Origin of the sequence: Dyadobacter sp. SG02 (assembly GCF_900109045.1) — a bacterium.
Lineage (GTDB): Bacteria > Bacteroidota > Bacteroidia > Cytophagales > Spirosomataceae > Dyadobacter.
On sequence record NZ_FNYL01000005.1, the window covers coordinates 430,817 to 456,990 of the forward strand.

Annotated in this window: 21 protein-coding genes; 8 read left to right on the forward strand and 13 right to left on the reverse strand. The window is 52.3% G+C overall.

Annotated features, from left to right (window positions below; translation table 11 throughout):
• Nucleotides 1-10 precede the first annotated feature (10 nt).
• Together BMW93_RS14720 and BMW93_RS14725 are read left to right on the forward strand one after the other, a co-directional pair.
• Nucleotides 11-1,783 (forward strand): amidohydrolase family protein, encoded by a 1,773-nt coding sequence (locus BMW93_RS14720; RefSeq protein WP_177194090.1) that lies wholly within the window; start codon nt 11-13, stop codon nt 1,781-1,783.
• 11 nt (nt 1,784-1,794) lie between these two features.
• Nucleotides 1,795-2,730, forward strand: coding sequence for an amidohydrolase family protein (locus BMW93_RS14725; protein WP_090377313.1), 936 nt, complete (start codon nt 1,795-1,797; stop codon nt 2,728-2,730).
• Between the two features lie 53 nt (nt 2,731-2,783).
• Here BMW93_RS14725 and BMW93_RS14730 read toward each other — a convergent pair whose 3' ends face one another.
• Nucleotides 2,784-4,247: a Gfo/Idh/MocA family protein gene (locus tag BMW93_RS14730; protein WP_090377315.1), complete on the reverse strand. Its 1,464-nt coding sequence runs from the start codon at nt 4,245-4,247 to the stop codon at nt 2,784-2,786.
• A 203-nt stretch (nt 4,248-4,450) separates the two neighbouring features.
• On the opposite strand from BMW93_RS14730, the gene BMW93_RS14735 reads away from it, so the two are divergent.
• Complete coding sequence (locus BMW93_RS14735) at nt 4,451-4,969, forward strand: hypothetical protein (RefSeq protein ID WP_090377317.1); 519 nt, start codon at nt 4,451-4,453, stop codon at nt 4,967-4,969.
• A gap of 6 nt (nt 4,970-4,975) precedes the next feature.
• Here BMW93_RS14735 and BMW93_RS14740 read toward each other — a convergent pair whose 3' ends face one another.
• The 3 genes from BMW93_RS14740 to BMW93_RS14750 all read right to left on the reverse strand — a co-directional run bounded on the left by BMW93_RS14740 (nt 4,976) and on the right by BMW93_RS14750 (nt 6,521).
• Nucleotides 4,976-5,347, reverse strand: coding sequence for a hypothetical protein (locus BMW93_RS14740; RefSeq protein ID WP_090377319.1), 372 nt, complete (start codon nt 5,345-5,347; stop codon nt 4,976-4,978).
• Nucleotides 5,347-5,565, reverse strand: coding sequence for a hypothetical protein (locus tag BMW93_RS14745; RefSeq protein WP_090377320.1), 219 nt, complete (start codon nt 5,563-5,565; stop codon nt 5,347-5,349). Before BMW93_RS14745 ends, BMW93_RS14740 begins: the two co-directional genes overlap by 1 nt.
• 89 nt (nt 5,566-5,654) lie before the next feature.
• Entirely contained in the window at nt 5,655-6,521 is an 867-nt protein-coding gene (locus BMW93_RS14750; RefSeq protein WP_090377322.1) for an AraC family transcriptional regulator, read from the reverse strand.
• 160 nt (nt 6,522-6,681) lie between these two features.
• On the opposite strand from BMW93_RS14750, the gene BMW93_RS14755 reads away from it, so the two are divergent.
• Nucleotides 6,682-7,563: a phytanoyl-CoA dioxygenase family protein gene (locus BMW93_RS14755; RefSeq protein WP_090377324.1), complete on the forward strand. Its 882-nt coding sequence runs from the start codon at nt 6,682-6,684 to the stop codon at nt 7,561-7,563.
• Nucleotides 7,564-7,644: 81 nt separating this feature from the next.
• On the opposite strand, the gene BMW93_RS14760 is transcribed toward BMW93_RS14755, so the two are convergent.
• Together BMW93_RS14760 and BMW93_RS14770 are read right to left on the reverse strand one after the other, a co-directional pair.
• Nucleotides 7,645-9,222 carry a hypothetical protein gene (locus BMW93_RS14760; protein ID WP_090377327.1) on the reverse strand — a complete coding sequence of 526 codons (1,578 nt, stop codon included), beginning with the start codon at nt 9,220-9,222 and terminating at the stop codon, nt 7,645-7,647.
• 256 nt (nt 9,223-9,478) lie between these two features.
• The gene (locus tag BMW93_RS14770; protein ID WP_090377332.1) at nt 9,479-11,668 is read right to left on the reverse strand and encodes a phosphocholine-specific phospholipase C; all 2,190 of its coding nucleotides are present in this window, start codon (nt 11,666-11,668) and stop codon (nt 9,479-9,481) included.
• Nucleotides 11,669-11,884: 216 nt separating this feature from the next.
• Here BMW93_RS14770 and BMW93_RS14775 point away from each other — a divergent pair, with 216 nt between their 5' ends.
• Genes BMW93_RS14775 through BMW93_RS14790 form a run of 4 tightly spaced genes read left to right on the forward strand, consistent with a single transcriptional unit; the run spans nt 11,885 to nt 15,406 of the window.
• Nucleotides 11,885-12,385: a hypothetical protein gene (locus BMW93_RS14775; RefSeq protein ID WP_090377335.1), complete on the forward strand. Its 501-nt coding sequence runs from the start codon at nt 11,885-11,887 to the stop codon at nt 12,383-12,385.
• The gene (locus tag BMW93_RS14780) at nt 12,348-12,902 is read left to right on the forward strand and encodes a hypothetical protein (RefSeq protein WP_143061654.1); all 555 of its coding nucleotides are present in this window, start codon (nt 12,348-12,350) and stop codon (nt 12,900-12,902) included. The genes BMW93_RS14775 and BMW93_RS14780 overlap by 38 nt, the downstream gene beginning before the upstream one ends.
• A 14-nt stretch (nt 12,903-12,916) precedes the next feature.
• Nucleotides 12,917-14,470, forward strand: coding sequence for a carboxylesterase/lipase family protein (locus tag BMW93_RS14785; RefSeq protein ID WP_090377341.1), 1,554 nt, complete (start codon nt 12,917-12,919; stop codon nt 14,468-14,470).
• A 57-nt stretch (nt 14,471-14,527) separates the two neighbouring features.
• Nucleotides 14,528-15,406 carry a sugar phosphate isomerase/epimerase gene (locus tag BMW93_RS14790; protein WP_090377344.1) on the forward strand — a complete coding sequence of 293 codons (879 nt, stop codon included), beginning with the start codon at nt 14,528-14,530 and terminating at the stop codon, nt 15,404-15,406.
• Here BMW93_RS14790 and BMW93_RS14795 read toward each other — a convergent pair whose 3' ends face one another.
• From BMW93_RS14795 to BMW93_RS14825, 7 genes are read right to left on the reverse strand one after another with little or no spacing between them, the layout of a single operon-like run.
• The gene (locus BMW93_RS14795; RefSeq protein ID WP_090377347.1) at nt 15,407-16,696 is read right to left on the reverse strand and encodes an enolase C-terminal domain-like protein; all 1,290 of its coding nucleotides are present in this window, start codon (nt 16,694-16,696) and stop codon (nt 15,407-15,409) included.
• Nucleotides 16,697-16,742: 46 nt separating this feature from the next.
• Nucleotides 16,743-17,861 carry a mannonate dehydratase gene (locus tag BMW93_RS14800; protein WP_090377350.1) on the reverse strand — a complete coding sequence of 373 codons (1,119 nt, stop codon included), beginning with the start codon at nt 17,859-17,861 and terminating at the stop codon, nt 16,743-16,745.
• 37 nt (nt 17,862-17,898) lie between these two features.
• Nucleotides 17,899-18,753 carry an NAD(P)-dependent oxidoreductase gene (locus BMW93_RS14805; protein ID WP_090377353.1) on the reverse strand — a complete coding sequence of 285 codons (855 nt, stop codon included), beginning with the start codon at nt 18,751-18,753 and terminating at the stop codon, nt 17,899-17,901.
• Between the two features lie 29 nt (nt 18,754-18,782).
• Nucleotides 18,783-20,249 (reverse strand): GntP family permease, encoded by a 1,467-nt coding sequence (locus tag BMW93_RS14810; protein WP_177194091.1) that lies wholly within the window; start codon nt 20,247-20,249, stop codon nt 18,783-18,785.
• 12 nt (nt 20,250-20,261) lie between these two features.
• A complete protein-coding gene (locus tag BMW93_RS14815) occupies nt 20,262-21,029 on the reverse strand; it encodes an HpcH/HpaI aldolase/citrate lyase family protein (protein ID WP_090377360.1) in 768 nt (255 codons plus the stop codon).
• Nucleotides 21,030-21,051: 22 nt separating this feature from the next.
• Nucleotides 21,052-22,578, reverse strand: a complete 1,527-nt coding sequence (locus BMW93_RS14820) for a SusD/RagB family nutrient-binding outer membrane lipoprotein (RefSeq protein WP_090377363.1) — start codon at nt 22,576-22,578, stop codon at nt 21,052-21,054.
• Nucleotides 22,579-22,588: 10 nt separating this feature from the next.
• On the reverse strand, nt 22,589-26,086 hold the full coding sequence (locus BMW93_RS14825; RefSeq protein WP_090377366.1) for a SusC/RagA family TonB-linked outer membrane protein: 3,498 nt from the start codon (nt 26,084-26,086) through the stop codon (nt 22,589-22,591).
• Nucleotides 26,087-26,174: the final 88 nt, after the last annotated feature.

Here is a 26,174-nt window from a genome sequence, read left to right on the forward strand (position 1 = left end):
TCGGGATTTTTTGCGAACCAATGCCGTTCTGGGAGTTGGAGCGGCGGTTTTGCCGGGGGTGGTCAGGGGTGGTCGGGAAGTAGTCAGGGGTGGTCAGGAAGTAGTCAGGAGTGGTCAGGAAGTGGTCAGAGATGGTCAGGAGGGGGATTTGGATATTAACCGGCTTTACTTTGACGGTTTCACGCGCATCGGGCCCCGGAAGTATAAGCACCCGGCGGAAAAATGGCGGCTGGATGATTTGCTGAAAGACATGGACCAGTGTTCGATCTCGGCGGCGTTGGTGGCCTACACGCAATCGGTCAATTACGATCTGATGTATTCCAACCTGGAACTGAGCCGGATGATCAGGCCTTATCCGCATTTGTTCCCGATCTGGAATGTGATGCCGCACCAGACGGGCGAATTTCCGGAACCTGCCGAATTGGGTAAACTGATGACAGAAAATAATGTCAGGGCTGTCAGCATTCATCCCAAAACCAATGCATGGGATTGGAAAGCGAGGCATTGCGCGCCATCATTCGCCCATTTAGGCAAAAACAAAATACTCACTATTACTACCGCCAGCGAGCTCGGTGCCTGGGACGATGTGGAGGAATTCCTGAACCGCCATCCTACCCTTCCGTTGCTGCTCACGGGTGCCGTCTGGAACGAGCAGCGGTACGTATTGCCACTCGTGCAGCAGTACAAGAACCTGCACATCAGTTTCGATAACTTTCAGATCAACGAGGGGCTCGAATACCTGCACCGCATCGGATGCGTGGATCAGCTGATTTTTGCTTCCAATAGCCCCACCATGTCGGCAGGCGCGCACCGGACGTACATTGATTATGCCGCCATCCCGGACCCCGACCGTGCCAAAATTGCGGGTGGCAACCTGATGCGATTGTTAAAAATCACTTCAAAACCCACAGTACGCGAGAACAAAAACGAGGACATCGTCATGCGTGCGGTACGCGCGGGCTCGCCCCTGCCCGTACCCGTGATCGACATGCATATGCATATGCTGCACGAGGGACTGAATAGCGGCGGCTGGACTTACCGCATGGAAAATGGCGGTCCGAAAGGCATTTTCGCGATGGCCAGGCGGCTGGGCTACCAGGGCGGCGGCATTATGAGCTGGAATGGTGTGGTAAGCCAGAATGCGATTGCCGGTAACCCTTGCACCGCCGAGGCGCTCGATGTGGCTCCAAAAGGTTACTGGGGATTGGCGACTTTCGATCCGAGCCATTATAGCCAGGAGGAACTACGTAAAATGATCGCGGAAGTATATGCCGACAAGCGGTTCATCGGCATGAAACCTTACCAGTTTTACGGCTTCGAATACCATGATCCGGTGTATGATGTGTGGTGGGAATATGGTAATCAAAACAAATTTTACGGTTTGATCCACAACTCGCGCTCCGATTTGTTGGATGTGGAAACGCTTGCCGGGAAATATCCCGACGTCCGCTGGGTGATCGCACACGCCGGCGGCAGCTATAAAATGGCTGATATGGCGATCGCGGCCATGAAAAAGTACCCGAATGTATTCGCCGAAATCACCCTCACGCCCGTTCCGCTCGGGGTGATCGAATACCTCGTGGCCGGTGCCGGCGAAAACCGCATACTTTACGGCTCCGACCTCCCCATGCGCGATCCGCGCCAGCAACTCGGATGGCTGGTATTCTCGACGTTGCCTTTGGAAATTAAAAAGAAAATACTGGCCGAAAATGCCATGCAAGTCATCAAGCCTTGCCTTGACCGGCTGCCGGAACATAGTAGGCCCTCATTGATCTCAAAATAGAACCACAGACTATGTGTAGCGCAAAAAACTTGTCGCGAAGGGAATTTCTGGCAGGTACCGGGGCATTGCTGCTCGGTAACGCCATCGGCGCAGCGGCTGAGCCTATCATCGATATTCATCAGCACGTGCATTATGCCGCACGACCGGACGATGTGCTCGTAGCGCACCAGCGTGCCATGGGCATCACGCACACCATCCTGCTACCCGCCGGTACGCCGGCGTTCGGAACTTCTACCCATCAGGGAAAAACCAACGGCCTGCAAGCCCAATGTGCAGGTAATGAGGCTTGTTATAATATCGCAAAGCAATATCCGGGCGAATTTACATTCGGGTCCAATGAAGTCCCTGATCTGCCCGACGCCGTGCAGGAAATCGAAAAGTACCTGAAAATGGGCGCGCGTGTGATCGGCGAGTTGAAATTCGGGGTGGATTGCGATTCGAAGGAAATGCAGCAGGTTTATCAACTGGCCGAGGAGCACAATGTGCCCGTGTTGATGCATTGGCAGTTCCAGATGTTCAACTACAATTTCGAGCGCTTCCCTAAAATGCTCGAAAAATATCCGAAAGTGAATTTCATCGGTCACGCACAAACCTGGTGGGCGAATATCGATAAAAACCATTCGGACCAAAGCATTTTATACCCCAAAAACAAAGTTATGCCCGGCGGCCTCACCGATCGCCTGCTGAGCGACTACCCGAATATGTTCGGCGATATGTCCGCCGGTTCCGGCTTGCTATCCATGACGCGTGACGAAGACCACGCCCGCGCATTTCTGGCTCGCCATCAGGACAAACTTCTCTACGGCAGCGATTGCGACGACCACATCGGTTCGGGAGAAAAATGCCAGGGCGCGCAAACCATCGCCGAGATCCGTAAACTGGCCGGATCGAAGGAAATCGAGCGGAAAATACTTTATGGTAATGCTAAAAAGCTATTTAAAATATAACGAAAAAGCCCTCCTGAATAAACAGAAGGGCTTTTCATCAAGCTGATATTACATTAAACACCCAGGCTCCAACCTTCACGATAGTTGCGTCTTACCCACTGGTTGACCTCATCGAAGTTTGTCACCTTCATGTTTTGATAATCCCAAAGCATTTTCAGGTTCGATCCCGGATAGTCGAAACCGTTTCCGGTTGCACGTGGTTTCGGCATATCCGCGCCACGGATCGCGAGGTTCGCCATCAGGATCGCCTCCGTCAACGGGCCTGCTTTTTCGAATGGCGAGCTCAGCTCCATTTTGCCGTAACCGGCGATACATCCCTCGACCCATTGCGCATAGTGGCCATCGGCCGAACCAGGCACACGGGCAAACTTCTGCTTCACTTTCACCTCCTCCATGCGCGAGAGCGGCAAAAGGCGCGGATTGGCCGCATATTCGCTGGCCATCATCTTACCTTTGGTACCCACGAAAAGGATACCGCTGTTACCATCGCCGAACAACTCGTTAGGACCTAATTCTTCCGGACGTTCCGGCTTGATACCGCCGTCCATCCAGTGCATCGTAACGTTTCCTTTTGTTTTCTTCGTTTTCGGGAAAGTAAGGGTCGCGTGGCTCGATGGCGGGCAGCTGTCGGGAAAAATCCCTCTTTTGCCAAACGCCGTAAACACACTTCCTACGCTCGCCTGCATATCCAATGCGTATTTCAGGTCGAGAATGCGGAATGGCGCCTCCATCAGGTGGCAACCGAGGTCGCCTAGTGCGCCTGTACCGTAATCCCACCATCCGCGCCAGCTTCCCGGGATCAGGTTGTCTACATATTCTTTGTAAGGCGCGGTACCGAGCCACAAGTTCCAGTCGAGTTCTTTCGGAACGGCCGGTTTATCGGTCGGCCAGGGAATACCTTGCGGCCAGATCGGGCGGTTGGTCCAGATGTAAACCGTGTGTACGTTACCAATAATGCCCGCGTCGTGCCATTCGTGCAATTGGCGGACACCGTCGCCCGACGACCCCTGGTTACCCATTTGGGTTACCACCTTGTATTTGGCGGCCGCTTCGGTGAGCATCCGCGCTTCATAAATATCGTGCGTCATGGGCTTCTGCACGTACACGTGCTTACCCAGTTGCATAGCTGCCATCGCTACCACCGCGTGCGTGTGATCGGGGGTCGAAACGGAAACAGCGTCGAAATTTTTGGATTCTTTTTCAAACATTTCCCGCCAGTCTTTGTAGTACTTGGCTTGTGGAAAGTTTTTAACGGAGGTGGCTGCACGTCTGTCGTCCACATCGCACAGGTAGCCGATATTGGCCTTACCGCTTTTGAAGAAATTGGCAATGTCGGAAGTTCCCTTTCCGCCCGCGCCTACCGCTGCTACGGTAATCTTATCGCTGGGTGCCACATAACCTTTGCCCAGCACGTGGCGGGGAACGATCATCAGGCCTGCTGCGGTACCTGCGGCCGCTTTAATGAAATCCCTCCGCGAAGAAGAAGGCTGCTCTTGAACGGTATTCTTTTTTTCCATGTACGTGATTTTTTGATTTAGGAAATGGATATACAGATTACAGGTACTTCACCTCAATTTACTACTCGTCTAAGCACTTTTTTTCAAGTATTTACTCTGAATATTCCAATTATGGCTGCAAATCACCCTCCCTGACCCAATGAATGCATCAAAAAACCGCTGCTTTTTCATTAACTTTTACAAATCTTAAAACACCCCTTCCTATGAAAACAAATTTCCAATTTCGCACCGCTCGGCTCAGCCCGCTACTCGCAGCCTGCACACTGCTCTTGCTATCTTTCACATTCCGTTCGGACGTAGGGAAGGGAAAGCTGGTTTACAAAACGGGCAGCAAGGAATTTGATATGAATATTAAATCGGCGTACTTCATCACCGGGCCGGACGGCTTCGATAGCGGCAAGAAGATCCGCCGCCTGCTATTCACAACCGCCGCGCTGGATGACAAAATCAAGGCGTGCGGCCCTATGAATTGTGTTGATCAATATATCGAAGGCTTGCAGGTAGACCTCGATGCCGCGCCGAGACTGCTCTACTGGATCAGCCTGAACAACCAGTTGGTACAATATTCCGGCACCGCGCAAAACGAATTTCTGACACTAACCACCGACAGCCCCGATCATCTGGCCGGCACTTTGAAATTCGACCAGTCGGCCTCCGGCGGCCCGGTGGTGGATGTTACATTTGATGCGAAGCTCGTGAAGACGTTTACGAAGGCACGGTAGCGGGTATCAATCTAGACTTTCGAGCCTTTTGTCCAGCAGCGTATCACGGTAGCGCTTCATTTGAAACTTTATCTCCGCGAGCCTTTCGGAAGTTGTCTCATGGCATTGGATTTCAGTTTCAAGCTCCCGGACGTATTTCTTGACCTTCCATTCCGTGATAGTCAGTGACACCCAGCGTACCCCTTCCCGCAAGACTAAATTCTTGGTAACAACGAAACTGTGATAAGCAAAATAGGCCATCGTCCCAACAAGCACCAGCAATATCTCTTTCGTTCGCCCATTGGGAAACTCCGAGATGACCGCACTTAGCAGCGTGGTAATTGCCGCAATGGCCTTGCTTTTCGGATAAGTTGGCTGAGGCTTCGCGCGCCCCGCCATTATTCAAGAATATCTAAAATTTCCTGCGCCAAGCCATCCCTGTGATGCCTCCCCAGCGTGACCGACTTGCCTGTTTTAGGATTGGTCAGGACAAAGTCCCCGTAAATCGCATTATAAACAAATCGAACCGAGCGGTACACGAAGCGTCCCAATTGAAAAACTACCCAGGCGCCGGAGGCAATGAGAATGAGGTCCGAAAGTAAGTCTGCTATTTCCATATGTAAGTGTGGTTAAAGTGATGAAACGCCCGAAAGTATTATTTGCCTCCCGATAAACAAAATTCCAATACCCCTCAATTTTTGATGCTTTATCCTGCGGCTTCTGTCGTGCGAAACTGCTTCCGATACGCGGCCGGCGTCATGCCGCCGAATTTGCGGAATTGCCTGAAAAAGAAGGGCGGACTTTCATACCCGCAGGCAAAACTGATCTCGGCGACCTGCATATCGGTTTCAATCAGCATCTTGGACGCGATATTAATGCGGTACTCGTTGAGAAAGGTAAAAAGCGGCTTTTGCATGGTCCGGCTGAAAAACCGCGAAAACGATTCCTCACTCATATATACGAGACCCGCAAGGGTAGTCAGCGTAATGCGTTCCGCGTAATGTTCCCTGATGTAATTGTAGACCGTGTTAATCCTTTGGTTATCCTCGTAATTGAGCGGATAGGCAAATCCCTGCTCGCACAGAAAATGGATATTTTTCACTGATGCCAGCAGTTCGAGTACTTCCAGAAACTTCATCAGCCGGGGAAATGGCTGCATTTCAAGCATTTCGGCCAGGATAGGGGTTACCATCCCCGACACCTCCTGGCTGAAACGTATCCCCTGCCCGGCCAATTGCAAAAGTCGTTTCACCGATTTAAACTCTTCCACATCCTGCCAGCCAGTCCCCATAAAATCTCCGGGCCATTGCGCAACGATAGAGCTCGCCGGGCCCTGGCTGTCGGGCGTATTTTTCCAGCAATGCGGGAGATTCGGGCCGAGCAATACCAGATCGCCCGCCTCGAAACTTTCCATACTATTGCCCACATAACGAATTCCCTCGCTTTGGAGAATGACAGTCAGCTCATACTCCGGGTGGTAATGCCACGGGGCATCGAATTCCGCCACCTCATAGCCAAATATGCGAAACGAGGAATCGGGTAGCGGCTGAAATGCTTCGAATTGTGCTTTCATGAGCTCATAAGCGGTATTTGTACCCTATTTAGCAACTATTACAAATCAATATCCCAATATTAATACAAAATAAGTTAGTTATTGATCAAAATCAGCAACCTGCCAAGAAGATGACATCCCGCATATTTGCATAACTAAAACTAATCCCGAACAAGAAATCATGGAAGTAGCGACGCGGGACCTTTCCCAATATCATGAGTTGATATCCGACCTGTTCAAACAGCCTGCCAGCCGGGAGGAGTGGGAACAATACCGTCTTAGCGACGATCAAGTGGCATTTTTCCACGAAAACGGCTACCTCTCCAACGTCAAGTTGCTGGAAGACTGGCAGGTGGATGTGTTGAATGAGGAACTTGTCGCTGCTACTGACCCATCCAACCCCGGTCACCATTTGTATTACGAATTCCATTCCAACGAATCGGTCGATCCAAACGCGGTACTTTTGCACGCACTCGGTGCATGGCGCGTGACGGAAGGATTTCACGACGTGCTTTGGAATCCGGCTTTCGTCATGGCTGCCAGCCAGTTGTTCGGCGAAAAGGCCGTGCGGTTCTGGCACGATCAGCTTTTCTGCAAGCCCGCGCGGCATGGCGGCGTGGTGGCCTGGCATCAGGATTATTCGTACTGGACGCGCTCGGTGCCCATGCAACACCTTACTTGCTGGACGGGCCTCGACGACTCGATGATCGAAAATGGCTGCCTTTATTATGTGCCCAAAAGCCACCGATGGGGCCTGCTCGACAAGCCCGAACTCGCCGGTGACATGGAAGGACTGATGCAATACCTGACCGACGAGCAAAAGGCCGAATTCAAACCGGTCCCGATTGAAATGAAACGCGGCTATGGCACATTCCACCATCCATTGATGGTTCATGGTTCCTATGAAAACCGCTCGGAGCGCTCACGACGTGCATTTGTAATCAATGTTTTCGCGGACGGCACAATGTCCGATACCAATACCACACTGCTCGACGGCGTGCCCGTCATTCCGAAAGGAGAAAAATTAAAAGGGCAGTTTTTTCCGCTGCTTTTCGACGCATAACGCTACTATTCCTAAATCCAAATTCATTAATGCACACACTCTAAAAGGGCTGCCCGTTCCGATGGGCAGCCTTTCCCATTGTTAGCGCCGTGCCAGATAACGGAAGAAGAATTTATCGGGATCGCCCAGCTGCTGCCAGACAATGTAATTAGGCCCAAAGTCACGGATTTCGGGAGGTGTTTCAAACGATATGCGGTAGTTTTTCGCACTGTAAACCAGCTCTTCAATCGGAGTCAAAGCACCGGCTCCGAAAATGAGTACAGAGAAAAATGCGCCTCTTTTGTTATTTCCAACGAGCCAGATAATTTGCTTAATCATAAAAACAGACAATACAAACAGCGGAGGCATTGAGAGTTTTATACACCAATCATTCCATCTTCCCAGTATAAATATGGGGATAATTAATAATAGTGTAAATAAAAGTAGTACTGTCCCGTGTTTAAGTATTTTATTATTCGACAAAACAAATATCGATGATACTATTCCAAACTCAACCAACACAAATATACTGTACTGAATCCAGTACCTGTCGATCACATTCGGCGCATAGAACATTCTGAATGAAAAGTCATTGGAAACAATAAATGCAGCCAAGAGTATGCATATGAAGCAAGCCGAGGTATTTATTAAACTCAATTCCAGCCAATCTTTCCAATAGTGTTTAGCCATCGCAAAAAGAAAAGGAAGCAAACCAATGAGGCATAGAGGCGACCATAGCAACATCGATACGACTGCTAACGGAAAAATTCGCATAATAAGCGGATTGATTTGTCTTCGGTTCAGAATAATGCCGATTATCAACCAGGTTGGTAAACAATGGTGCGGCGACCAAAACAGATTCCTTGTGTGTGAAAAATAATGCAACGGGCTTAGCCACATCTCGGACCGGTCGGCTGTGAAGCGGAACAGGCTGTTCCAGACATAATCCATACCGCCAAACAGACTAATTCCCATAAAAACCATCAGGGTGACCACATACCCCCGCCCTTGTACATACGTGCGTACGAGCATGAGCGCGAGCACCGTACCCACCCAGGAATAGGCGAAAAGAGCCAAATTAGCGGCTTTCCAGCCTAACAGCTTGCCCACAACCGCTGCGGGAAGGTAGTAGGCAAAATAATAGACATATGCCTTATCCGAAAGCGCCCCAAATTCACTTCCAAAGTATCCCGACCTGAAATACAATGGCCATGAGCCGGTTACAAGGTGCCACAGCAACGAACTTCGTATGCCCGAATCGAAATTACGATAGCCAATTCCGCCAATGCTGGAAAAAGACAGCCATATGAGTGCCAGGGCGCTCATTAACGCCAAGTGCCCGCGCCAGGCATGCCATTCCTGTAACAGATCCCTGTCTTTAATTTTATGATCAGCAGGCAAAAGTGCATCACGGAAAAATCGATAACATGCATAGCAAACCAACCCGGTGATCGCCAGCGAAATTTCAGTTCTTACAAATCCATATATAAAAATAATCACCGGTAAAAGGAGATAACAAAAGGATATGATAGTCAATAAGTTGACAAGAATATAGCAAGAATATACATACTTCGTTTGAACTCCGGAAGATGCCTCGGGTTTTGCTTTTTTAAATTCAATTGTTTTCACGAAAGAAAGCATACCAGCTTTCTCCACATTAGATAATGGAAGGGCTTTCATATAGTTTTAAAATAAAACGGCATAGAAATTCCCGCACGGATCGAAAAATCATTCGATCCCGAAGGTTGATTCATCATAAAATATTGGCAGCAGGTTATCCGAACGAGATAATGGGGGCGCGCCAGGCGATAACGATGATATTTATACGAAAAGCGCTTTTCGTACCAGAACAGTCGTTTTTATTACTCACAAAAATAGGGACACCCGATTTGAGTGTCCCCGTTGCCAAAATTCATTATTTTTTATTCTTAATGTTTTAAATGTCCATTGCCATTGCCGGATCGCTAATGCCGTGCTTGCCCGTTTCGATCCTCCCGGCCATGCGGCGCTGGTATGCGGGATTTGATTTTAGCTCGGCAGTCAGGTCATACCAGTCACCCTGATTACCGCACGGCCATTCCCTCGCGATTTTCTTACCAGCGGGCACATCGATGCGCAATGGTTTCGACTTATCATAGCTATTCATCACCGTCATTTCCGCGACCGCCTTGCCTGGATTTTGAATTTCCAAATGCACAATGCCTTTGCGATAATCATAAGCAACCTTTATTTCCGGCTCCCCACCCATGCTGGCGCCCGAAAAACGCTGAAAATAGCCATTGGGACCAAACACTTCCAAAGCGTATTTGTCCGATCCGGATGCCGGCACCCACTCGTCCGAAAGCGATTTCCCGGCCTCCACCGTGTAGCGCCTCGGGATACGGCCGAGGTGATGGAGGTCGTATACATGAAACACGGCCCCGACAGTACCTTTGTTTTCAAAAAACAGCTCGATTTTATTAAAAACAACCTTCGCATGCGTATGCAGGCGATACGGCAGCGCGCGTGAATAGCGCGTGCCTTTTTCCTGAAACAACGGCCCGGGCGATTCCGGCGCTGTGGCTTTGGGGAGCAACCTGGATGCCTCTTCGATGCTGGCGTAATTGGCGGTGTCAGGCAATGGTGGAAACACGGGGTCGTTGGGCGTCAGGAAATCAAACGCCGAAATCAGGTCGCTGCTTACCGAACGGTGCCAGGGACTGATCGCAGGAATGGTGATATTGAACCGCTTTTCTAGAAATTGCCCCACGGACGTATGGTCTGCAACTTCGGAATTGACCCATCCTCCCTTACTCCAAGGCGAAATAATGTACATCGGCACGCGCGGCCCCATTCCCCAGGGGCGGATATTACCGGTGATTGTATCGCGCTTGTCCTGGTAAACGCGTGTCCGCACCGGCCCACCTTTTTTCATACTGGCCTCATGAAAAGGGTTGGGAAATTCGGACGTGCCCTTATCGTTATGAAAATACATGCCTGCGAGGTCGATCGTGGATTTACCGGCCAGCGACCCATCCGAATTGTAGGAAGGTACCGCCGGCGCGGGAATGTGGTCGAAAAGGCCGTCGTTTTCATCAAAAGTGAGGAAGAAAACGGTTTTGCTCCAAACCTCGGGATTAGCGGTGATCGCCGTCAGCACCTGGTGGGTAAAATCGCCTCCACGGTTCGGGCTCGACGGGCCGCTCGGGTGCTCCGAATTGCTTTGCGACGGCAACACCCAGCTTACCTGCGGCAGCGTATTGTTTTTAACATGCTCCGTGAGGTCTTTGATCGACCAGTGCTTCATCCCGTTTTCATAAACCGGCGAACCGGGCTTCGCATTCCGGAAACTTTCGAATGCCAGACAGCCGTGCATTGCGCCTGTCCAGTTGTCGTTCGGGTCCTGGTAAATGCGCCAGCTGACGCCCGCTTTTTGCAAAACATCGGGGATCGTGTCCCATTTAAATGCATTACCCCGATAGGTATAGCCGGGGTCCGGCATTTTCCCCTCCACCCAGCAACGCAGATTCACAGGCTCGGAATCCGCGTCGGTACAATTGATTCCCGCAGCCCGTTTTTCCGGGTCGAAGTTCGAACCCGACCAGAAAATGATACGGTTCGGGTCGGTACCGGTGGCAATGGAGCAATGATAAGCGTCGCATATTGTAAACGACTCCGCGAGGGCATATTGAAACGGGATTTCCTCCCGCGTGTAGTAGGCCATCGAATAAGGCGTCTTGAACATTGGCCAGAATCCGTATTTCCCCTGATTCCACGCGGCCTGCGTGTCGGGGAAATCGTGTGGCGTACCATTCACTAGCGCCGCATTCACCGTCTTTTTATCTGCCCGGTAAGGCGAATATTCCCGCTTGCCATCCGACTGTACAAATGCGCGCTTGCCGCTTTCAAGCGGGATCGGGAAGCGATCTCCAAAGCCTCTCACGCCACGCATCGCCCCGAAATAATGGTCAAACGATCGGTTCTCCTGCATCAGGATCACCACATGCTGCACGTCCCGGATCGTTTTGGTAGGACTGTACGCTTTCACGGCCAGGGCTTTCCGGATCAATGGTGGCAGTAAATTCAACGCGGCGCCCGCGGCTCCCGCAGACATTTTAAGAAACTTCCGACGATCTATTTCAGACATTTTGCTAAATCTACTTTTAATCAAAAGGCTGAACAGAGCTGCATTTAACCAGTTGCAGCTGTTTCACTCCTCAATTTCATATTCCGTTAATCTTACAAATCCGACCGTAAAAGAATTGATACTCCCGCAAGCGTTACCAAACCCCTGTGACGACGTCTAAATGAAGATTAAAAACTGGTAAAATGTTTACCAAATCCGTAAACTTTTTGTATCTTCATGGGGTATTACTTAGAGGACATTCTGACCGGCGAGAAGCTGCCGGCGGTCATCGGCAGGCTTTCATCAGAAGAGATTGCACTGCTTGACAGTAGTAACAGATTCGATTTTGAATGGAAGCGGCAGCTTCAATTTGAAATATACGGGCTTCGCCGGGAACACATGGAAGAAGTTATCGGCCTGGTTTCATTGGAATCTCAACCTAAAAACCTGGCCATCGAAATCAAACTGATCGCTAATGCGAGGGAACATTTGGGTTCCAAAAAACGATATGACCGAATTGCCGGAAATTTGATTGCGTTTGTCTGCAAAAAATCTTTCGATCTGAATTTCGATGGTTACGTTTATCTTAAACCAAAAACTTCGATCATATTCCACTACCGTCAAAAGTATGGTTTTAGTGATGCAGGCAATTGCCTCTTTTTAGACACTTACAATTCAAGAAACATAATCAACGAATATCATGAGGCATTTAACGAAGAAAGACCGGCAGACGATTGAGAGGTTGTTTAAGGACTATACAATAGAAGAAATTGCGGACGCGTTCATGATTCCGCGCGAACCCCTTTCTCCGGAAGAGGAAGAAAAAGGCATGCAAGAATTCCGCGCGATGCGCCAACGGGAAATTGCAAACCGGACGCCGGAGCAGTGGATAGAAGCCAAAACACTCCAAATCAAATACCAGATTCTGAATTACATTGAGGACAGCGACCCCAAAGCGCATTGGGACTTCCAATATTTTCTGAACGAATACATCCGCGCGCAGAACAAAAAGGACAAAGAGTTCGCCGCTGATGTCGATGTGAAGCCTTATGTGCTCAGCCAATACCTGAATGGCCACCGTACGCCGCCGAAAGAGTTCCTGGTCCGGCTGGAACTGCATTCGAACGGGCTGATACCTGCGTCGTGGTGGCTCAGGTCGCTGCAAAAATCAAAGGAGGTTGAGCTGGCTGAGGATACGGCCATCCGGGAGCAGGAAAGCAAGCATGTCAAAAATAAAATCGAACTTGCGCTTTAAAACGATCACTTCGAATGAACTTACGCGCATTTTCTTTTGGTTGCCTGCTGGCTGGCGCCCTTAACTGTCTTCTCTTTACTGCAAATGCCGCCGATACGCTGCGCGTCGAAGGCGGAAAGATCTCCGGTACCGCGAGTACCGATGGCCGCATCAGCATTTACAAGGGCATCCCGTTTGCCGCGCCCCCGGTTGGGGAGTTGCGTTGGAAGGCGCCGCAGCCTGTGAAAAAATGGAGCGGCGTACTCGCCTGTGACAAGTTCGGAGCCAGTCCGGTGCAGGGAGAACCCGTACCTTTCAGTATGTGGAGCGCCGAGTTTCTGATCCCGAAAACGCCCATTAGCGAGGATTGCCTTTACCTGAATGTCTGGACTGAAAAACAGGGCAAATCAACTGCGAAAAAGCCGGTAGTGGTCTGGATTTATGGCGGTGGTTTTGTGAGCGGTGGCGCGGGATGCGCGATTTACGATGGCGAAGCGACAGCTAAAAAGGGTGTCGTTTTTGTAAGTATCAATTACCGTGTGGGGGCATTCGGCTTTTTCGCGCATCCGGAGCTGACGAAAGAATCGGGCAAAAATGCCTCCGGGAACTACGGGTTGATGGACCAGATAGCCGCATTGAAATGGGTTAAAAAGAATATCGCGCAATTTGGGGGCGACCCTGATAATGTGACTATTGCAGGCCAGTCGGCTGGTTCCATGAGCGTGAATTGCCTCGTCGTGAGCCCGCTTGCGAAAGGTCTTTTCAATAAAGCGATCGCGGAAAGCGGTGCCGGTTTTGGAAGAAATTATCCCACCCTGAAACAAGCGGAAGATGCCGGCTTGAAGGCTGGCGAAAAGCTGAATGCAACTTCCCTCGCAGCATTGCGCAGACTACCTGCGGAGGAAATTTTGAAGAACATTACCACTTACCGCGGACCGATTACAGACGGACAGGTACTTCCCGAACCCGTTTCGGCCATTTACAAGGCTGGAAAACAGAACCCCGTCGTGCTCCTTACCGGCTGGAACCAGAACGAAAATGCAGTAGCCACGCCGAAAAGCGCGGCGGACTTTCAGGCACAATACAACCAGCAATACGGCCCGATCGCCCAGACCTTCTTTCAACACTACCCAGCCCAAACAGACGCCGAGGCCGCACATTCGCAAAACGAACTGGCCCGCGATAACAGCTTTGGCATGCAGAACTACTCGTGGGCGCTTGCACAGTCACAGCAAAACAAAGGCGCATACCTTTACCGGTTTACGCGAAAACTACCCGCGACGGGCATTTACGCACAGTATGGCGCATTTCACACAGGCGAGGTCGCGTACGCGTATGATAACCTCCGCTTCATCGACCGTTCATTACGCCCGCTGAATGCCACGGACGATCAGATCGCGAACATTATGTCGGCTTATTGGGTGAATTTCATCAAAACCGGCAATCCTAATGGTACCGGTTTGCCGGAATGGCCCGCATTTAATGCAAATGCACCGCAAATGATATTGCTGGGCGACGAAATCAAAGCGGCACCGCTGGCCGAACAGCCTGCATTGGATTTTCTGATCGAGCAGGCCGCCAAACGGTAGAATTAGCGGGAAGCCGGCTTAAAGCGATTGTAACCAGTCAACCCAAACCGGCTTCCTATGCGCATCGACAGAAAGACATTCCTGCAAAACCTCTCCATCGCCGCCACGGCAGCGTTTCTCCCCGATTTCACACAGGCCCATCCGCTTTTTTGGAAAAAACCGAAAATGCAGCTCGGCTTTGTAACCTATCTATGGGGAAAGGACTGGGATGTGCCTACGCTGATCAAAAACCTTTCGGATACGCACATTACAGGTGTAGAGTTGCGTGTGGAGCATGCGCACAAGGTGATGCCCGACCTTACGACCGATCAGCGCAAGCAGGTAAAGAAGCAATTTGCCGATAGCCCGGTAAAGATCGTGGGCCTGGGTACCAACCAGCAATATGATTATCCCGACCAGGACAAATTGAAGGCGTCGATCGAGCGTACCAAAGAATTCATCCGCCTGAGCGCGGACGTAGGCGGTACGGGCGTGAAAGTGAAACCCAATGCATTGCACAAGGAAGTTCCTACTGAAAAAACATTGGAGCAAATCGGCCTCGCATTGCGTGGACTGGCAGGTTATGCGGCCGATTTCGGCCAGCAACTGCGGTTGGAAGTCCACGGCGAAGAAACGCAGGAACTACCGAACATCCGCAAAATCATGGATTACGCCGATCACCGCAATGCCAAAATATGCTGGAATTGCAACAAGCAAGACCTAAACGGTCAAGGCTTTCAATCCAATTTCGACCTGGTCAAGAAGTATTTTGGCGACACCTGCCACGTCCGTGAGCTCGACCGTACCGATTATCCCTACCCGGAGCTGATCGATAACCTGGCCAAAATGGATTACAAAGGCTGGGTACTGCTGGAATGCCACACCAATCCCGACGACAAAATCGCCGCACTGACGCAGCAGCGCGGGGTTTTCGACAAAATGATGGCCAAATATTGATTACCAGCGAACCGCTTTAAACTTCCAGCCGGGCACTTTTTTCTGCATCTCAATTTCATCGTCGCGTTTTTTAAGACCGCAGGCAATGTAATTCTGATGCAGTTTTTTCAATGCCTCACGATCTAGCTCCACCCCCAGTCCGGGGCCCATGGGCACTGCCACGCTGCCTTCCTCGAACTGAATGCGCCCGCCGACGATCACCTCGTCGCTTTGCCAGGGATAGTGCGTATCCAGCGCGTAGGGCACATCAGGCAATGCGGCGCCGAGGTGCACCATCGCCGCCAACGAAATGCCCAGGTGGCTGTTGGAATGCATGGAAAGGCCGCGACCAAACGTCTGGCAAATGCCGGAAAGCGTCATCGAAGCCTGCAAACCTCCCCAGAAATGGTGGTCGCTAAGGATAATGTCTTCTGAATGCAGTTCGATACTCCGCGGAATGTCTCCAAAGGAAGTGGTGCACATATTGGTCGCCAGCGGAATACCCAGCTCCTTGCGCACTTTCGCCATATTCTCCTGGCCGCGTACCGGATCTTCCAGGTATTCAAGAATGCCTTTCAGCTCGCGCCCGTAGCGGATCGCCGTTTCTACCTCCCAGATCGCATTCGGGTCGACGCGCAACGGTACATTCGGACCGAATGCCTTGTGCAGTGCCAGCATAGAATCGACTTCAATGCGCGGTTCAAATACCCCACCCTTTAATTTAATCGACTGAAAACCAAACTCCTTACACATCGCCCGCGCTTGTTCGACAATGCTTTCGGGGGCCAGCGCCGCGGCCTGGCGGGCAGCCGCCCAACCAGTGGCTTCCGGATCGGTACCGAATTCCAGCGGGCCGCCTGCGCCTTCATATTTATAAAACAAATAAGCCGAAAACGGCACCCGGTCCCGCATTTTACCGCCTAGCAAATCCACGACCGGCCGCCCGGTAATCTTGCCGATAATATCCAGACAAGCCACTTCCACCGAACTGAAAATATGCACGAGCTTCCGCTGGTCCCAAGGCGCATCCCCCCGCGCCGCCGCCGATTCTGTACCGAAATGGTCGGCAAGCACCTGCCGGATCACATTCAGATTGAACGGATCGCGACCGATGAGTAATGCCCTGGCCTCTTCGAGTGCAGCATCAATATCGCTGTTGCCCGGTATTTCACTAATGCCGGAAATGCGATCGTCCGTCACGATTTCAACAACCGTCCGAAGCGCATAAGGCGCATGTAATCCCGCCGCATTCAGCAACGGAGGATCAATAATGGCAATGGGAGTAATGTGGATTTCGCTAATGCGGGACATGAATTTTGAATGATTGAATGATTGAATGACTGAATGATTGAATGACTTACGCCCCCGCCTCGTCTGCCGCTTGGATGAGCCCCTTAACATACCCATAACTGAATGCAAACGCCTCATTCGTGGAGCCGGGTGCTTCGTGGTGGGGGACGTGGTCGGGCATGACCATGCCGTCGAAACCGACATCGCGCAGCGCGCGCACGCATTGCAGGAAGTTCATGTCGCCATTGTCGGGGTATACTTCCTGGAAGTTGTTCCAGCCGCCTTTGATATTGCGTAAATGGATGTTAAAGATCTGTTTGCGGTCGCCCACCCATTTGATAATCGGCAAAATCTCGGTTTTCGGGTCTTTAAGGCCTTCCGCGATGGAGCCGATGCAGAAATTGAAACCATGCCACGGGCTGTCATACAGCTGCGCGAACCGCTTGATGCCGGCAAACACATCCGGGCTGTTCCAGCGCGTAATGCCCCGGTAGCCAACAGGTGTCGGCGGATCGGCGATATGGTTACCAAGCTTCACCTTGTACTCTTTCGCAACGGGTAGACAGCGATCGAGCAGGTAGGTAATGCGCTCGAACATCATGTCGATCGTAACGTCGCCCGCGATCGTTTTCGGGTCGTTACGTTTCAACGCCTCCTCGTAATTCCAGGTGCTGTACGTCGCATTGCCACGTTTCGGATCGGTGGTTCTGCCTGTCCGGAGCACGGGAAGGATGGTGGTATTGTAATTCAAAAGCGGCACGCCGGTTTTACCCGCGACCATGATCATTTGCTGTAACTGTTCTATTTCCCGATCGCGCTGGGGGCTTTTTCCGAGCATTACATTCGGAAAAATGGCTTTGTCGATCCCGGACGAGGCCAGTGGCCAATGGTATGCATCGAGACTGATGCCGTATTTCTCACAAGCCTCGCGCTTGCGCATCGAATCGTCGAGGTCCCAGCCCTTGCCTTCGATGATTTTCGGCGCGCCCCCATCGATATTGTAAACGCCGTGGCGCGCCTTGAATTCGAGGTTTTCGACCGTGGTACCGCCTGATTGGCAGCCTACTTTCATCAAAACTTTCTTCGGTTCGGATTTTGCGGCGGACGCCATTGCTTCATGCTCGCCCAGTACCGCCGCCCCTACCGAGCCGGTGGCGAGCACCTTCACAAACTGATGTCTTTTCATGATTATGAATCGGTTAAGATGTAAAAATCAAAAACTGTTAATCTTTCAATGCGAGGAACAGCGCGCTGTGATCGAGCTCGCCGTTGCCTTGCAACATGGCGGCTTCCATTTGCCTGGCCACGGTTTCGGTGCCCGGCAGGGTGAGTTTCAGCTCGCCACCGGTTTTGAGGGCAATGTTGATGTCTTTCTGATGTAGTTTAATCTTGAAGCCGGGCTTGAAGTTCTGATCGATCATCCGCTGGCCGTGCAGGTCGAGAATGCGGCTTTGGGCAAAACCTCCTAGCAGTACTTCCCGCATTTTGGCCAAATCCACACCCGCTTTTTGGGCCAATGTAAATGCCTCGGCCACAGCCTGGATCGTCTGCCCGACGATCATTTGATTGCAAGCCTTGGTGGTCTGCCCCGCGCCCGGCTCGCCGATATGTACGATATTTTTGCCCATGGCCTGAAACACCGGCAACGCCCGTGCAAATGCCGCCGCATTACCGCCCACCATGATCGACAACGTCGCGCCCTCCGCTCCTACCTGTCCGCCCGAAACCGGCGCGTCCAGTGCTTCCACCCCTTTTTCCTGCATGATTTCAAAGAGTTTCCGGGCCACAAGCGGTGCTATCGTGGACATATCAATGAATAAACTTCCCGCGCGAATGCCCGCCAGGACGCCACTATTCACTACTTCTTCCACCTGCGGCGAATCGGGGAGCATGGTAATGATCACGTCGCTTCCGGCAGCCAATGCCGCGGCATCCGGCCATACCCCGGCACCTGCGTCCTTCAATACGCCCGACGCCTGACTGCTTGCGAGTACGCCCACGGGAAAGCCCGCTTTCAGGAGATTGAGCGCCATCGGCTTGCCCATGATACCCAATCCTATAAACCCTATTTTCTCCATATTCAACTAACTATCTGTTTTGTAACTCATTAAACCAAAGGAAATATCCGCGCGGCGATCATCAGTACCACCAGGCCTACGCATCCCATCACGACCAGCATGGGCGAAAAGGTTTTTAATGCTTCCCGCTCGGTGAGGTTACTGATCTTGACGATGATCCAGAAACCGGCGTCGTTCATCCACGGCACCAGCTTGGAGCCGCAACCGATCGCGAGGCCTAGGTATAATGGATGGTATTCCAAATGGGCGCTGGTAGCCATTCCCGACAAAATGCCGGAAGCTGTAATAAGCGCCACCGTGGCCGATCCCTGCGCCGTACGCACGACTGCGCTGATGACGAATGCGAGCGGAATGAGCGTCATCTGGTAATCGGCGGTGAGTGCGGCAATGCGCGAACTGATGCCGGTTTGCTGCAAAATCCCGCCGAAAGCGCCGCCAGACGCGGTAATGAGAATAATGCCTCCGCCACTCATTAGCGCGGCTTGTACGAACGCAGAAATACCTTCTTTGCTACCTTTCCTGGTAACAGCCAGCAGCACCAGGGCAATCAGTCCGCCACCCACCAGCGCGATGTTTTTGTCCCCTATCAATGCCACAAAATCAACCAGGAAATGCGCTACCGACGATTCAGGCACGAACGCACCGGATTTGATCATCGATTTCAGGATGTTATCCAAACAAATGAATACCAGCGGAAATGTGACCGGCAACAGCGAAAACCACAGCGGCGGCAATTCCCTATCGTCTTTCTCGGCGAGCGAACGGATGTCGGCCAGGCGCGCGTCGAGCGAATCGCGGAGCTCTACCGGCCATTTGGCATTGGCCCATTTGGCGAACAGAAAACCCGCCGTGATCGTAACCAGGCCCAGCAATGTCCCACCGGCCATCATCATTCCGATCGGGATATTCATTTCACCAATCAGGAACAGAGGCCCCGGCGCAGGTGGGACGAACGAATTGGCCATCGCCGCACCGCCCGTAATGGCGAGTACCAGCAACAGGTAGTTCTTGCCAATGCGCATACTCACCGCCTTCGCGAGCGGGATCATTAAAAAGATCACGATGTCAAAAAACACCGGCACACCCAGAAAAAAGCTGCTCACCAGGAATGCGAACGGCGCATTGTTGACGCCCGTCACCGCCAGCATCGAGCGTACAATGCGCTCCGCCGCGCCGCTCTCGAGCATGGCCTTGCCGATAATGGCTGCCATGGCGATGAGAATGCCGATTTTGCCGCAGGTGCTGCCAAATTCCGTCGCAATGCGCTCGCCTATGCTCTTTTTTGCCAATGCCGCCGCGGCTTCGGGCGAGGAGCCTTTCGCGATCGCAAATGCCTCGACGGAAGCCGCGGGCGTGAGCAACGCTACCACGAATGCTGCCAGGATAAGCGCCAAAAACGGGTGCAGTTGCAGGAAAATGATGCCTCCCACCACGATGATCACGCCGATGAGCAGAATGAAAAGCGGGTCGCTGAATAGAACGGTCATTAAAGTCATGAAGAATCAGGTTTAGGATGGACGGAGTTCGTTCAGCTTTTTGGCCATGGTGCGGGCGCCTTCGGCCACGAAGGTGGCGTCGGAGCCGCAGGCAATGAACCGGATGCCCAGCTCGTGATAGGCCTGGTATTCATTGGTATTAAAAAACAGGATACCCACTGCCTTGCCTGCTTTTCGTGCGGCTTCGCATGTTGCACGAACGGCGTCCCGGAACACGGGGTGGTCGAACTGCCCGAAAATGCCGAGTTCCATCGAAAGGTCGGCCGGACCGATGAACAATACATCAACCCCATCCGTATTCGCGACCGCATCGAGGTGGTTGAGTACTTCCACAGTTTCGATCTGCGCGATGCCGAGAATATTGGCCCGGCTGTTGTCATAATATTCCTGAAAATGCTGCCCGAAACCTGTCGCACGCACCATTTTGGCCACGCCCCTCCCGCCGAATGGCGGATAATGCAAGCCCTGCACGAGCTTCTGTGCGCCTTCCGGGTTCTGGATTTTGGGGCACATCACCCCCTCGGCACCCATATCGAGTACGCGGTGAATGCGCTGGCTTTCCGAACTCTCCACGCGTACGATCGCGGCCGTGGGCGTGTGTTCGAGCGCCTGCAACTGGTAGAGCACATCCTTTTCGGAGCCCGCCCCGTGTTCCAGGTCGATGAGCACCCAATCGAAACCGGCCAGTCCAACGATTTCCGCCGTGAGGGAACTGCCGGTATTGAGCCAGCAGCCGTGCAGGGTTTCCCCGTTTTGCAGTCTTTTTTTCAGGTTTTTCATTCAAAAATCGGTTGATACAATGCTATTTCTTGTCCCACCACACCCGCGTATCGAGCAGGTCGGGACCTTGTACGGCGATCGCCTTCTGGACGTTGTCGTGGTTCACGTTCAGTTCGGCGTCCGTGTAGGTCAGTCGTCGGATAAATGGTTCTGTTTTCAGGTCGCTGCCCGGATAGGGATTAGGTTTTAAAACCGGGAAACCACTGCGGCGGAAGTTCGCGAATGCTTCCGGGCCGATCAGGAATGACGCTACCCAGTATTGCGTGTTGATCTCTTCCAACTCCTTACCCGCGTGTAACGGGTGCGCGGCCACGTACGCATTAATCGCCGCGTCGCCGATGGCAGTGCTCGCGCCGTACATCGCGAATTGCTGCATATGGGCCTTGATTCCCTCGGCATACAAGGCCGCAGCGTCGCCGTTCGTCCACTTGCGGACCACCGCTTCGGCCAGCAATAACCGGGTTTGTGCATAAGTGACGAGGAAGCTCGGCGCCGTCAATGCGGCCATCCGCGTCCGGTCAAGCTGACTGTAATCCCACAGGCTCGCCAGTTTCTTAGCGGCCACGTCGGCGCTGATGGTCGTATTGTCGTACCCCTGCGGCATGCCTATCTGCACCGCAACCGACCGGTTGGCCTTCGCCTCCACCTGATCCGCCCCGCTTTGCGCGCCTACGTAGCGGACGGCGATGGACGCTAGGCGGGGATCGTTGTTGGTCGACAAGTAAGTTACAAATTCATCGTCCAGGTAATAGAATGCCGACTGTCCGCCATTCAGCGAACTGCCTACCGGGTTCGTAAAGCTGGCCGTGTGCCGGATCACCGCATTGTCCTGGTTCGATTGTATTACCCCTCCCGCCACGGCTTTGGCCACATATTCCGCAGCCTTCGTCGGGTTGATTTTCGAGAGCCGCATAGCCGCGCGCAGCATTAACGAGTTACCCAGTTTCTTCCATTTCAAAACATCCCCACCATACAATACATCGCTCGAAACCGCCGCTTTGGCAGCATCCAATGCATTCGAAGCAGCGTCCAGCTCGGTGAGGATATCGTTGTAAATGGCCTCCTGATTGTCGTAGGCAGGCGTAGTGTTGCCGGTGAGAAAGCCCGAGCCTGCCTCGGCGTAGGGAATGTTGCCGTAGGTATCGCTCAGTACCATAAATGCGTAGGCTTTCCAGATCCGCGCCATGTTGTACAGATTCGAACGGCTGGCATCGTCCTTCGTTTTCGCGACCACATCTGCCAGTTCTTTGATAATGGTCCGATAGTAGGTATTCCAGTTACCCGACGTCACACCGCGGTTATCCTGGTTAAAATTCGCCGCCGACCCCTGCCCGCTGAACGGGGTGATCATTTGCTTCACGATCGTCGTTTCGTAACTGAGGTTGCCGTACACCGGCGCGCTGTTCACGATGGTGGTATTGAGCTGATAGGCAGGGTTTACGGCCGTGAGCGCAATAGGGTTGATGTTCATTTCATCAAAACCGCTGTCGCAGGCTTGCATGGCCATGATGCAAATGCCGCTGATCAATATTTGTATCGCCTTTTTCATAGTCAGTGGCTTAGAATTTCAGGTTAAGATTGAAACCGGTGCTGCGGGTAATAGGTAACCCGGTGGCTTCGAGGCCGATCAGGTTGTCGGACGGAAAACCGAACTGATCGGGATGGATCGTCGGCACCCACTTTTTGAGGACCGCCACGTTGTTCGAGACAATGCTCAGCCGCGCGCCTTTGATGAACGGGATGTTTTTAGGCAAAAACCGGGCAAAATCGTAACCAAACGTGATCTGCCGCAATTGCCACAAACCCGCATTGTACACAAACTGCTCCGCGATATTCTGCGACCTGACCGTCTCATAATAGGCCTGTACCACCGATTTCGTCTGGTTCACCTCACCATTCGGGTTCACGCCATCGCCGATAATGAAGCCTTCGGCACGTCCCGGCAATGTCTCTTTCAGTAGCCCGTGCCGCCACGCATTGTGGTTGGTGCCCGAGATCATCTTATGTCCCAGTTTGAAATCGACCAGTACCGAAGCGGAGAAGTTTTTGTAATTAAAACTGTTGGTAATACCGCCTACCCACTTTGGCAAAGCGCTCCCGAATGCGATCTGCGTGGGTGTGCGCAACGGGCGACCGTTTCCGGCATCGAAAACCTGCCTGCCCTGGTCGTCCCGGAGATAACCGAAGCCGTACAATTGGCCCATTGATTTGCCCACCACCTGCCGGAGTTCACCGGTAAAGTCGCCGGTACCGACGGTGATCATCGCGTCGCTCACATTGTTGCCGAGGTCGAGGGTTTTCGTCACATTGTAAGCTGCATTGAAATTCAGGTTCCAAACGAAGTTTTTGGCCTGGTACGGCGTCACGTTCACCATCGTTTCGAGCCCGCGGTTGCGCCCTTTGCCTACGTTGATCAGCTGCGTAAGGTACCCGGAGGCGTCGGAAGTCTGCGCTTGAAGGATCTGGTCGGACGAGAGTTTGTCGTAATAGGTAAAATCGAGTCCCAGCCTGTTTTCAAACAACTTTAACTCCAAACCCACTTCTTTTTCCGAAACCCGCATGGGCCGGAGGTCCGCATTCGGCACCGTCGAGCCATTGATCGTCGCCAGCGGCTGGCCAGCGCCGTTCGGGTTCGGGAATTGCTGGGGATTGATGTTGTAAAACAGATTGTTAGCGTAGGGCTGCACGTCGGTGTCGCTTCCCACCTCGGCGTAAGCTACGCGCACTTTGCCAAACGAAATCCACGAAGGCAGCGAAGCCGTGAATGCCTGTGAGAACACGAAGCTGGCGGTTACCGAGGGATAAACAATGCTCCGGTTCGCCGGCGAAAGTGTTGAAAACCAGTCGTTGCGAATGGTACCGTTCAGGAAAAGGAAGTCATTGTAAGAGATTTCCGCGGCACCATAAATTGAGTTTACCTGCCGTTTCGAAAATTCATATGTCGCATCCTTCTGGCGGCCGTTTCCGATCGTGTACAGGTCGCGGACGTAGAAATCCTGCACAAATACATTATGCCGGCTCAGTTTGCGGTACATCTGGTTGCCTCCCGCATTGATATTCAAGCCAATGCGGCCGAAAGTTTTATTAGCCGAGATCAAAAAATCGGTATTCAGCTCGCGGACCGAGCGGGTGTCCTGCACGTATTGCCCGTTCACAAAACCTTGTGGAGCCGCCGCCTGGCGCTGGCTGCCGGTGGGCAGGTTGTAATCCTGCTCCCGCGAATAGTAATCCTGCCCCACCCGCACCTGCGCGTAAAGCCAGTCCGTGAAGCTGTACCGCACCGAAAGGTTACCGAAAACCCGGTCTTTCTCCACGTTTTCAAACCGTTTCAATGCGAAATAGGGATTGGTACGGTTGGTAAAACGCGACCACACATACTCATTGCCGTTCTCGTCGGTCTGGTATTTTTCGAGCAGATCGAGCGGCATGGAGTTGGCCATATTGTAAAGCACCACCGGGCTGTAATCCTGCTCGGCGATGTTGGGCGGGTTTTTACGGTCTTCGTTGGAATAGTTGATATTACCCGAAATGGTCAGTTTTTTAGCCATGGTCTGGGTAAAACCGAGGTTCACCGTCTTGCGGTGGTAACCCGAGCCCGGAAGGATCGTCTTGTTGTCGAGGTTGGAAAGCGAGAGGCTGAAACCACCGAATTCCCCGCCGGAAGACACGGTAATGGTGTTGGTAAATGTGCTCCCTTTGCGGTAATAATCGGTGATCTGATGCCGCTGGGGCACATAAGGGACTTCCACGCCATCGAACAGCACCTGCGTCATGCCCGGTTCGAACTTCTCGCCGAAGCTCCACTGGCCCGATGTCGGGTTGGGCGTGGTCGGCCGCTTGCCGTTTTCGCCCTGACCATATTCGTATTGATAGTCGGTATAATCGAGCGGCGTTTCAGTGGTGAAATTCGAGTTAAACTCAATGCCGATACCAATGCCTGCCCCACGTGTTTTCGTCGTAATCATAATCACCCCGTCTTTCGCACGTGAACCATACAATGCCGAAGCCGCAGCGCCTTTCAGCACGGTCATCGATTCGATGTTATCGGGATTAATGCTACTCAGACCGTCGCCGCTGTCGGACGTTCGGTTGGAGCCCTTGTCGGCCGCATCGCCGCGGGCGCCGAAGTTGGAATTATCGATCGGCACACCATTCACCACAATCAGCGGCGAGTTATTGCCTCCGAAAGAAGATTGCCCCCGAATACGGATCTTGCTCGTTCCCGCCGGTCCGGAACCCAGCGAGGTGATATTCACGCCCGCCATTTTGCCCTGCAATGCATTCATGAAATTGGCCGTCCGGTTCACCGTCATTTCCTCGGTAGGCACGCTGGCGGTGGCATACCCGAGACTTTTAGCCGCCTTTTTGATACCTAATGCGGTTACCACCACCTCTTCAAGCGCCTTGCTCTCGGGCACGAGCGATACCACGAGGCTGGTCTGGTTTCCCAAAATCACTTCTTTGGATTGATACCCGACAAAACTGAACAGCAATGCACCGTCGCCTTCCTGTATATCGATTTGAAAGGCGCCTTCGGCATTGGTGGTCGTTCCCCGCTGCGTGCCCTTCACAATGATATTTACACCGGGCAATGCGACGCCCTTCTCATCGGTTACCTTGCCGGAGAGGTTCTTTTTGGGTGATAGTTGAAGCGAGTTGCTCTCGGGCAGCAGAAAACCATTGTCGGCACCGGGCAATTCGCCTGCGGATAATATGATTTTTCTGCCGGATAGTTCATATTTGATTTTCAAAGGTTTAAGCAATTTCAAAAGCACTTCTTCCAAAGTCGTGTTTACGGCTTTGATCGTCACTTTCCTGGACGCTTCGAGGACATTGGAACTGTACACAAACTGCACGTCCGTCTCCTTTTCGATATGCGCCAGCACCCGTTTGATTTCACGGTTCTCCGCCTGGACTGTCAAACGACGGTTCAGGTATTCCTGCGCAGTGCTCGTGTGCGCATACGCTACGCCCGCGAGCAACGCCATGACCAAACTCTGTGTGATCGAAAACCTCATAAGTTTCAGCCAGAATTTTCTGGTAATGCGTTTTTTCATACTTTTGAACAGGGTTTAAAAGGGTTCTTTTAACCGGGAACTTGCAGATTCCGAGCGTGTAACTTTGGCGAGTGGCCGCTCGTAATCC

What these genes read in the sequence shown, in the direction of transcription:
- BMW93_RS14725 (WP_090377313.1), top strand. Translation starts at nt 1,795, where the DNA reads ATGTGTAGCGCAAAAAACTTGTCGCGAAGGGAATTTCTGGCAGGTACC.
- BMW93_RS14730 (WP_090377315.1), bottom strand. Translation starts at nt 4,247, where the DNA reads ATGGAAAAAAAGAATACCGTTCAAGAGCAGCCTTCTTCTTCGCGGAGG.
- BMW93_RS14735 (WP_090377317.1), top strand. Translation starts at nt 4,451, where the DNA reads ATGAAAACAAATTTCCAATTTCGCACCGCTCGGCTCAGCCCGCTACTC.
- BMW93_RS14740 (WP_090377319.1), bottom strand. Translation starts at nt 5,347, where the DNA reads ATGGCGGGGCGCGCGAAGCCTCAGCCAACTTATCCGAAAAGCAAGGCC.
- BMW93_RS14745 (WP_090377320.1), bottom strand. Translation starts at nt 5,565, where the DNA reads ATGGAAATAGCAGACTTACTTTCGGACCTCATTCTCATTGCCTCCGGC.
- BMW93_RS14750 (WP_090377322.1), bottom strand. Translation starts at nt 6,521, where the DNA reads ATGAAAGCACAATTCGAAGCATTTCAGCCGCTACCCGATTCCTCGTTT.
- BMW93_RS14755 (WP_090377324.1), top strand. Translation starts at nt 6,682, where the DNA reads ATGGAAGTAGCGACGCGGGACCTTTCCCAATATCATGAGTTGATATCC.
- BMW93_RS14760 (WP_090377327.1), bottom strand. Translation starts at nt 9,222, where the DNA reads ATGAAAGCCCTTCCATTATCTAATGTGGAGAAAGCTGGTATGCTTTCT.
- BMW93_RS14770 (WP_090377332.1), bottom strand. Translation starts at nt 11,668, where the DNA reads ATGTCTGAAATAGATCGTCGGAAGTTTCTTAAAATGTCTGCGGGAGCC.
- BMW93_RS14775 (WP_090377335.1), top strand. Translation starts at nt 11,885, where the DNA reads ATGGGGTATTACTTAGAGGACATTCTGACCGGCGAGAAGCTGCCGGCG.
- BMW93_RS14780 (WP_143061654.1), top strand. Translation starts at nt 12,348, where the DNA reads ATGAGGCATTTAACGAAGAAAGACCGGCAGACGATTGAGAGGTTGTTT.
- BMW93_RS14785 (WP_090377341.1), top strand. Translation starts at nt 12,917, where the DNA reads ATGAACTTACGCGCATTTTCTTTTGGTTGCCTGCTGGCTGGCGCCCTT.
- BMW93_RS14790 (WP_090377344.1), top strand. Translation starts at nt 14,528, where the DNA reads ATGCGCATCGACAGAAAGACATTCCTGCAAAACCTCTCCATCGCCGCC.
- BMW93_RS14795 (WP_090377347.1), bottom strand. Translation starts at nt 16,696, where the DNA reads ATGTCCCGCATTAGCGAAATCCACATTACTCCCATTGCCATTATTGAT.
- BMW93_RS14800 (WP_090377350.1), bottom strand. Translation starts at nt 17,861, where the DNA reads ATGAAAAGACATCAGTTTGTGAAGGTGCTCGCCACCGGCTCGGTAGGG.
- BMW93_RS14805 (WP_090377353.1), bottom strand. Translation starts at nt 18,753, where the DNA reads ATGGAGAAAATAGGGTTTATAGGATTGGGTATCATGGGCAAGCCGATG.
- BMW93_RS14810 (WP_177194091.1), bottom strand. Translation starts at nt 20,249, where the DNA reads ATGACTTTAATGACCGTTCTATTCAGCGACCCGCTTTTCATTCTGCTC.
- BMW93_RS14815 (WP_090377360.1), bottom strand. Translation starts at nt 21,029, where the DNA reads ATGAAAAACCTGAAAAAAAGACTGCAAAACGGGGAAACCCTGCACGGC.
- BMW93_RS14820 (WP_090377363.1), bottom strand. Translation starts at nt 22,578, where the DNA reads ATGAAAAAGGCGATACAAATATTGATCAGCGGCATTTGCATCATGGCC.
- BMW93_RS14825 (WP_090377366.1), bottom strand. Translation starts at nt 26,086, where the DNA reads ATGAAAAAACGCATTACCAGAAAATTCTGGCTGAAACTTATGAGGTTT.